The following is a 6765-nucleotide window of genomic DNA, read 5'->3' as shown; positions in this document are numbered from 1 at the left end:
GCCCGTTCGTCGGCGCTCAGCTGCGCGAGCTTGTTGCAGGCACCGCGCTCCTTGAACGAGGCGGTGTACTGCAGGTTCTCGAATTTCAGGAACACCTGGCAGCCGGTGAGCTGCGAGATGGTGCGCGATTCGACGAATGGGGTGTCTAGCACCTGCCCGGCCAGGCGGGCGGCGGCGGCGTGAATGTCTTTGAGTTCCAGCATCGCGCGATTGTGAACCGGCGGGCCAGACCGCGCGCCACCTTAAAGCCGGACAAATCCCACAAACCCGGTTCATCACTCTCTTCCATGATTCATCAAGCTGGGTTATGGTCCATTTGAATGCCGGATGTCCCGGTACGGCGTCACTGGAAAGCACGTTCTGGAGGTGTCTGGATGAGCAAGCGTTCTGTGCTGGCCGCGATCCCCGCGGTCCGCACCCCGACCGACCCGCGAGAGGGCCGCACGCCCTTCTTGGGCGAAGGGCGCGTGTTCGTGCCGCACGGCCTGCGCCAGGCGCCCGTGCTCGACCTCATGTGCTCGCACTTCGTGCTCACGCTGGCCGCGCGCCAGGGCCCGCGCTTCAACGTGCGCCGCGATCTCAACACCTTGCTCTCGCTGGCCGGCCGCCATCTGGTGTGGCCGCACACCGTGCTCTCCCGCCTGCGCGAGTTCCTGGAGCGCCGCTGCAAGGACAACGAACTCTGGAGCGGCCACGATGGCCTCACCACCAACGCCTTCATGGAACGCTACGGTGTGTGGCGCGGCCCGTACGAAGAAGGCACGTTGTTCTTCTACCTGGACGAATACGCCAAGGAATCGCCCAAGGACCTGTTGGCGGTGCTGGCCGTCACTGGCGAATGGCTCAGCCACTCGCTCAAGAAACAATCCACGCTGGTCGAGAAGAACATCGATGCGCTCGCCGGCCTGCTGCAACTCAACCGCGCCGAGCGCGCGCTGTTGCTCTACGGCACGCTCGCGCGCTACCAGCGCGACCTGCGCTCCATTCTGGTCGAGTTCAAGGTCAACAACGCGCCCGAGGCCTACGCGGCCATTGCCGACGTGGCCGGCGTGAAGGCCAGCGAAGTGGGTGAGGCGCTGCGCGCCGGCTCGCGGCTGGAGCGCATCGGCATGGTGGAAAACCTCATCTCCGAACACAACATCACCGACCTGGCCGACCTCATGAAAGTGAGCGAAAAACTGCCGCCGGTGCTGATGCGCGAGTACCGCACGCAGAGTGAGCTCATGGCGGTGTTCACCCGCCCGGCCGCGCGCTCGGCACTCACGCCCAAAGACTTTGACTACGTGGGCGAAGACGTGCGCCTGCTCTGCGGCCTGCTGCGCGAAGCCGTGGCGCGCAAGGAGCCGGGCGTGAACGTGCTGATGTACGGCCCGCCCGGCACCGGCAAGACCGAACTCGCGCGCGTGGTGGCGCAGGCCGCCGGCCTCGAACTCTTCGAGGTGGAGTACGCCGACCGCGACGGCAACGCACTCTCGGGTCGCGACCGCTACCGCTCGCTGCAGATCGCGCAGGTGTTCCTGAAGGGCACGGCGCATTCGGCCTTGCTGTTCGACGAGGTGGAAGACGTGTTCCCGCCGATCTCCAGCGAGGCCGCGCAGATCATGGCGCGCGCCGAACACGTGGCGGCCTCGCACACCGGCAGCGTGAGCGGCAAGGCCTGGGTCAACCAGATTCTGGAGACCAACGCCGTGCCGACGCTGTGGGTGACCAACCGCATCGAACAGATCGACCCGGCGTTCCGCCGCCGCTTCGCCTACCACCTTGAACTCAAAAGCCCGCCGCCCGGTGCGCGGGAGCAGCTGGTGCGCAAGACGCTGGAAGATGCGCCGGTGTCCGACGCCTTGGTGGCGCGCCTGACCGAGCGCAAGGGCCTCACGCCCGCGCAGATCCGCACCGCGCTGCGCTTTGCGCAGCTCGCCGCCAGCCCGGCCAAGCCGGCAGCGCGCCGCAGTGCCAAGACGCGCGGCGCGGCGGCACCCATGCTCGACGACCTGATCGAACGACAACTCAAGAACGCCGATCTGGCGCTGGGCCGCAAACCCGACCTGGTGCAGCGCCCCAGCGTCACGCAGTACAGCCTGGACATGCTCAACGTCGAGTCGCGCTACGAGCTGCCGCGCGTGATCGCCGCGCTCAAGGCGCGCGGCCATGGCTGCTTGTGTTTCCACGGTGCGCCCGGCACAGGCAAGACCGCGCTGGCGGAACACCTGGCCCAGCAGCTCGAGCGCCCGCTGATGATCCGCCGTGCGAGCGATCTGGTGAGCAAGTTCGTGGGTGAAACCGAGCAGCAGATGGCGGCCATGTTTCGTGAAGCCGAGGCCGAGAAGGCCGTGTTGCTGCTGGATGAGGCCGACAGCTTCCTGCAGGACCGCCGTGGCGCGCAGCGCACCTACGAGGTCACCGAGGTCAACGAGATGCTGCAGGGCATGGAGCGTTTTTCCGGCATCTTCATCTGCACCACCAACCTGATGGATTCCATCGACCAGGCGGCGCTGCGCCGCTTCACCTTCAAGATCCGCTTCAAGCCGCTCACGGCCGCGCAGCGCGAGACCATGTTCGTGGTGGAGGCGCTGGGGGGCGACGCCACGCGGCTGAGCGCGGCGCACGCCGCTCGGCTGACCAAGCTCGACCAGCTCTGCCCGGGCGACTTTGCCGCGGTGAAACGGCAGGTGGAGATCCTGGCGGAAACGCTGGAGCCCGAGGAGTTCATCGCCCAGCTCGAAGCCGAGCACCGTATCAAGCCCGAGGTGCGCGAGGCACGCGGCATCGGCTTCGTGCATTGAGCAATGTTGCCCCATGCAAAAGGCCACCCTTGGGTGGCCTTTTGCATTTCCAGTGGTGCCGCGGAACCGGCTTTGCCGGGCCGCAGGCACCGCCCCCTTGAGGGGGTGACGCCGCAGGCGGCGCGGGGGTGCCTTCTAGTGCACGAACATCATGGGTTTGCTGGGCAGTTCGTCGGCCGAGTAGTCCGGATGGTTGTCCACGAAGAAGCGCAGCTTCTGATCGAGTCGGCCGATGCGGGTGTTGGCCACGCTCTCGCAGTGGTGCTTGGAGATCAGGCCGAACAGCTTGCTGCGCAGGAACCAGAGATCCTTGGGGCTTTGGCAGGACAGGAGCGCGGCGTGGATGCGCACGCGGATCGGGTCCTGAATGTCGGCCATCGCGGCGTGGAACTCGTCGACCAGAAAGTCCAGCTCGAGCACCTGCGTGTCGTGGTACTGAACCCTTTTGCTTTTGCCAATCCAGGGCAGCCAGGAAAACATGCAGTGCTCCGTTCGAGATGTTCGGGGTGAGGGGGGACAGTTCCCCGGGTACACCTCAAGCATCGTCAGATGGGGGGCGTTCTTGAGCAATGACAGGGGCCGAAAAGGCCCGGTACGATGAGCGGTCGGGCGTGTCAGCCGATGGTGGTGGTCGGGGCATGAAGCCCGCTCAGGCGATCACCCGAAAGCACTCACCACCCGCAATACCTCTTCGCCGTAAGCCTCGCGTTTTTTCACGCCCAGGCCGGCAATTCCATCCAGATCGCCCAGCGTGCGGGGCTGGCGCGCGGCAATGGCGCGCAGGGTGGCGTCATGAAAGATCACAAAGGCGGGCAGGTTGTGCTCTTTGGCCACGCCGGCGCGCCAGGCCTTGAGCGCGTCCAGGCTGTCGCGGGCCGCCAGGGTCAGCGGCTGGCCGTCGTCGGCCACGGTGGCGCGCGCGCTGCGTTGGCGGCTGGTGCGCCCGGAGCCCGCCGCCTTCTCGGCCAGCAATTTGAGCCACACGGCGCTCTGGCCCTTGAGGATCTCGCGCGCCGCATCCTGCAGGTGCAGGGTGTTGTAGTGCGCCGCGTCCACCTGCACCGCTTCGCGGGCGATGAGCTGGCGCAGGAGCGCACGCCACTGCGTCTCGGACAGGTCGGCCCCGATGCCGAACGTGGAGAGCTTGTCGTGCCCGTGCTGCGTCACCTTCTCGGTGACCTTGCCGCGCAGAATGTCCATGATGTGGCCGGCGCCAAAGGCCATGCCGCTGGACTGCTGCACGCGGTAGATACACGAGAGCAGCTTGCGCGCGGATTCGGTGGCGTCAAAGAGCTGCGGCGGGTGCAGGCAGTTGTCGCAATTGCCGCAGGGTTCGCTGTGTTCACCAAAGTAGGACAGCAGTCGCACGCGGCGGCAGTCGCTCGCTTCCGCGAGCGTGAGCAGGGCGTCGAGCTTGCCGCGCAGCACCTGCTTGAATTCGTCGGCCGCCGGGCTCTCGTCGATCATGCGGCGCTGGTTCACCACGTCCTGCAGGCCGTAGGCCATCCAGGCGTTGGCGGGCTCGCCGTCGCGCCCGGCGCGCCCGGTCTCCTGGTAGTAGCCCTCGATGTTCTTGGGCATGTCCAGGTGGGCGACGAAACGCACGTCGGGCTTGTCGATGCCCATGCCGAAGGCGATGGTGGCGACCATGATCAGGCCTTCTTCGCGCAGGAAGCGGTCCTGGTGGCGCTGGCGCACGGCGGCGTCCAGGCCGGCGTGGTACGGCAGGGCATGCAGGCCCGCTTCGCACAGCATGGTGGCCACCTCTTCCACCCGGCGGCGCGACTGGCAGTACACGATGCCCGCGTCGTGCTCGTCACCGCTGGTGTGCTCGTCGCGGATGAAGCGCAGCAGCTGGGTGGTGGCGTCCTTTTTCTCCACCAGCTGGTAGCGGATGTTGGGTCGATCGAAGCTGCTGATGAAGGTGCGGGCTTCCTGCAGTTGCAGGCGCTCGACGATGTCGGCGCGTGTGAGGTCGTCGGCGGTGGCGGTGAGGGCCACGCGCGGCACGCCGGCAAAGCGCTCGTGCAGCACGGCCAGGCCGCGGTACTCGGGGCGGAAGTCGTGGCCCCATTGGCTCACGCAGTGGGCTTCGTCGATGGCAAACAGGGCCAGCTTGCCGCGCTCACGGAGCGAGTCGAGCAGGGCCAGGAAACGCGGCGTGGTCAGGCGCTCGGGCGCGGCATACAGCAGGGTGAGATCGCCGCGCAGCATCTCTTTTTCCACCCGCTGCGCGTCTTCCATGGACAGGCTGGAGTTGAGGAAGGCCGCGGCCACGCCGGCTTCGAGCAAGGCGCCCACCTGGTCGTGCATGAGCGCGATCAACGGCGAGACCACCACGGTGAGGCCCTGGCCGCTGCGTTCGCGCACGATGGCCGGCACCTGGTAACACAGCGACTTGCCGCCGCCCGTGGGCATGAGCACCAGCGCGTCGCCACCGCCGCCCACGTGCGCCACGATCTCGGCCTGCGGGCCGCGGAAGGCGTCGAACCCGAAGACCTCCTGCAGAACGCCGAGGCTGGTTTCCAGAATTTCGCTCTCGGGCGCGATGTCGATCACATCTGCTCCCACGGCAGACCGTCATGCCGCCAGCCGTTGAGGCTGGAGCGCTTGAAGTCTTCGTTGAGTTCACCCTCGAAGCCGTGCACCACGTGCGCCACCTCGGTGAAGCCGGCGGCTTCCAGCGCCTTGCCGGCATCCAGCGTGCGCTTGCCGCTGCGGCAGATCAGCAGCACCGGGCGCTGCTTGTCGCCGGCTTCCTCCTCGACGGTCCGCGCGAAACGCACCGGGTCGGGCGTGAGGTCGGGGTATTCGTACCAGGGGATGTTCTCCACGCCGGGCGGACGGCCCACGTAAAGCGACTCGATTTCCATGCGCACGTCCACAAACAGCGGTGCGGCTTCGCCACGCGATTCGCGGCGCTCGCGTTCGGCCTGCAGCCAGGCCCAGGCCTGCTGGGGCGTGAGGTGTTTCATGGCGCCTATTGTCGGGGAAAGCCTGAGGCCACCCGTCTGCCGGCGGGCCCGGACCCGCGTCGGTTCTTACAATCCGGGCATGACTTCCCTTGCCTACACCCGCGCCCAGGCGCTGCCCGAGATCCTGAAACACCGCATCGCCATCCTCGATGGCGCGATGGGCACCATGATCCAGCGCTTCAAGCTGGGCGAGACGCAGTACAGGGGCGAACGCTTCAAGGACTTCCACAAGGACGTGAAGGGCAACAACGAGCTGCTCAGCCTCACGCGCCCCGACGTGATCCAGGACATCCACGAAGGCTATCTGGCCGCCGGCGCCGACCTGATCGAGACCAACACCTTCGGCGCGACCACCATCGCGCAGGACGACTACGAGATGGGCCACCTTGCGCGCGAGATGAACCTGGCCTCGGCGCGCATTGCCCGCGCGGCCTGCGACAAATTCAGCACACCCGACAAGCCGCGCTTCGTGGCCGGAGCCCTCGGCCCCACGCCCAAGACCGCGAGCATCAGCCCCGACGTGAACGATGCCGGCGCTCGCAACGTGACTTTCGAGCAGCTGCGCGCGGCCTACCTGGAGCAGATCGAGGCGCTGGTCGAGGGCGGGGCCGACGTGCTGCTGGTGGAGACCATCTTCGACACGCTCAACGCCAAGGCCGCGCTGTTCGCCATCGACGAATTCTTCGAGAACAGCGGCGAGCGCCTGCCGGTGATCATCAGCGGCACCGTGACCGACGCTTCGGGCCGCATCCTCAGCGGCCAGACGGTGAGCGCCTTCTGGGCCAGCGTGCGCCACCTGCAGCCGCTGGCCGTGGGCCTGAACTGCGCGCTGGGTGCCGCGCTGATGCGTCCCTACATCCAGGAGCTGGCCAAGGTCGCGGGCGACACCTTCATCAGCTGCTACCCCAACGCCGGCCTGCCCAACCCCATGAGCGACACCGGCTTTGACGAAACGCCCGAAGACACCAGCCGCCTGCTGCGCGAGTTTGCGGCCGAGGGCCTGGTCA

Annotated in this window: 6 protein-coding genes; 2 read left to right on the top strand and 4 right to left on the bottom strand. The window is 67.1% G+C overall.

The window, feature by feature from the left end:
* Positions 1 to 203: pyridoxal-phosphate dependent enzyme (locus tag IV113_RS21115; protein ID WP_291089105.1), on the bottom strand; the 203-nt coding region annotated here is incomplete at its 3' end.
* A gap of 171 nt (positions 204 to 374) precedes the next feature.
* On the opposite strand from IV113_RS21115, the gene IV113_RS21110 reads away from it, so the two are divergent.
* A complete protein-coding gene (locus tag IV113_RS21110; RefSeq protein WP_291089103.1) occupies positions 375 to 2783 on the top strand; it encodes an ATP-binding protein in 2409 nt (802 codons plus the stop codon).
* Between the two features lie 135 nt (positions 2784 to 2918).
* Here IV113_RS21110 and IV113_RS21105 read toward each other — a convergent pair whose 3' ends face one another.
* From IV113_RS21105 to IV113_RS21095, 3 genes are all read right to left on the bottom strand, one after another.
* The gene (locus tag IV113_RS21105; protein ID WP_291089101.1) at positions 2919 to 3263 is read right to left on the bottom strand and encodes a hypothetical protein; all 345 of its coding nucleotides are present in this window, start codon (positions 3261 to 3263) and stop codon (positions 2919 to 2921) included.
* 177 nt (positions 3264 to 3440) lie between these two features.
* Positions 3441 to 5342, bottom strand: coding sequence for a DNA helicase RecQ (gene recQ, locus IV113_RS21100; protein WP_291089098.1), 1902 nt, complete (start codon positions 5340 to 5342; stop codon positions 3441 to 3443).
* Entirely contained in the window at positions 5339 to 5758 is a 420-nt protein-coding gene (locus tag IV113_RS21095; protein WP_291089095.1) for a rhodanese-like domain-containing protein, read from the bottom strand. Before IV113_RS21095 ends, recQ begins: the two co-directional genes overlap by 4 nt.
* 79 nt (positions 5759 to 5837) lie before the next feature.
* Here IV113_RS21095 and IV113_RS21090 point away from each other — a divergent pair.
* Positions 5838 to 6765 (top strand): homocysteine S-methyltransferase family protein (locus tag IV113_RS21090; RefSeq protein WP_291089092.1); only part of this gene is annotated, 928 nt, incomplete at its 3' end.

This window comes from Hydrogenophaga sp. (assembly GCF_018780385.1).
Classification (GTDB): Bacteria; Pseudomonadota; Gammaproteobacteria; order Burkholderiales; family Burkholderiaceae_C; genus Hydrogenophaga.
Note: the sequence above shows the minus strand (reverse complement) of the source record. Positions and strands in the feature narration are given on the sequence as shown.

Excerpts from the sequence above, each read along its gene's own strand:
- IV113_RS21105 (WP_291089101.1), bottom strand. The coding sequence starts at position 3,263 with ATGTTTTCCTGGCTGCCCTGGATTGGCAAAAGCAAAAGGGTTCAGTAC.
- IV113_RS21095 (WP_291089095.1), bottom strand. The coding sequence starts at position 5,758 with ATGAAACACCTCACGCCCCAGCAGGCCTGGGCCTGGCTGCAGGCCGAA.
- IV113_RS21110 (WP_291089103.1), top strand. The coding sequence starts at position 375 with ATGAGCAAGCGTTCTGTGCTGGCCGCGATCCCCGCGGTCCGCACCCCG.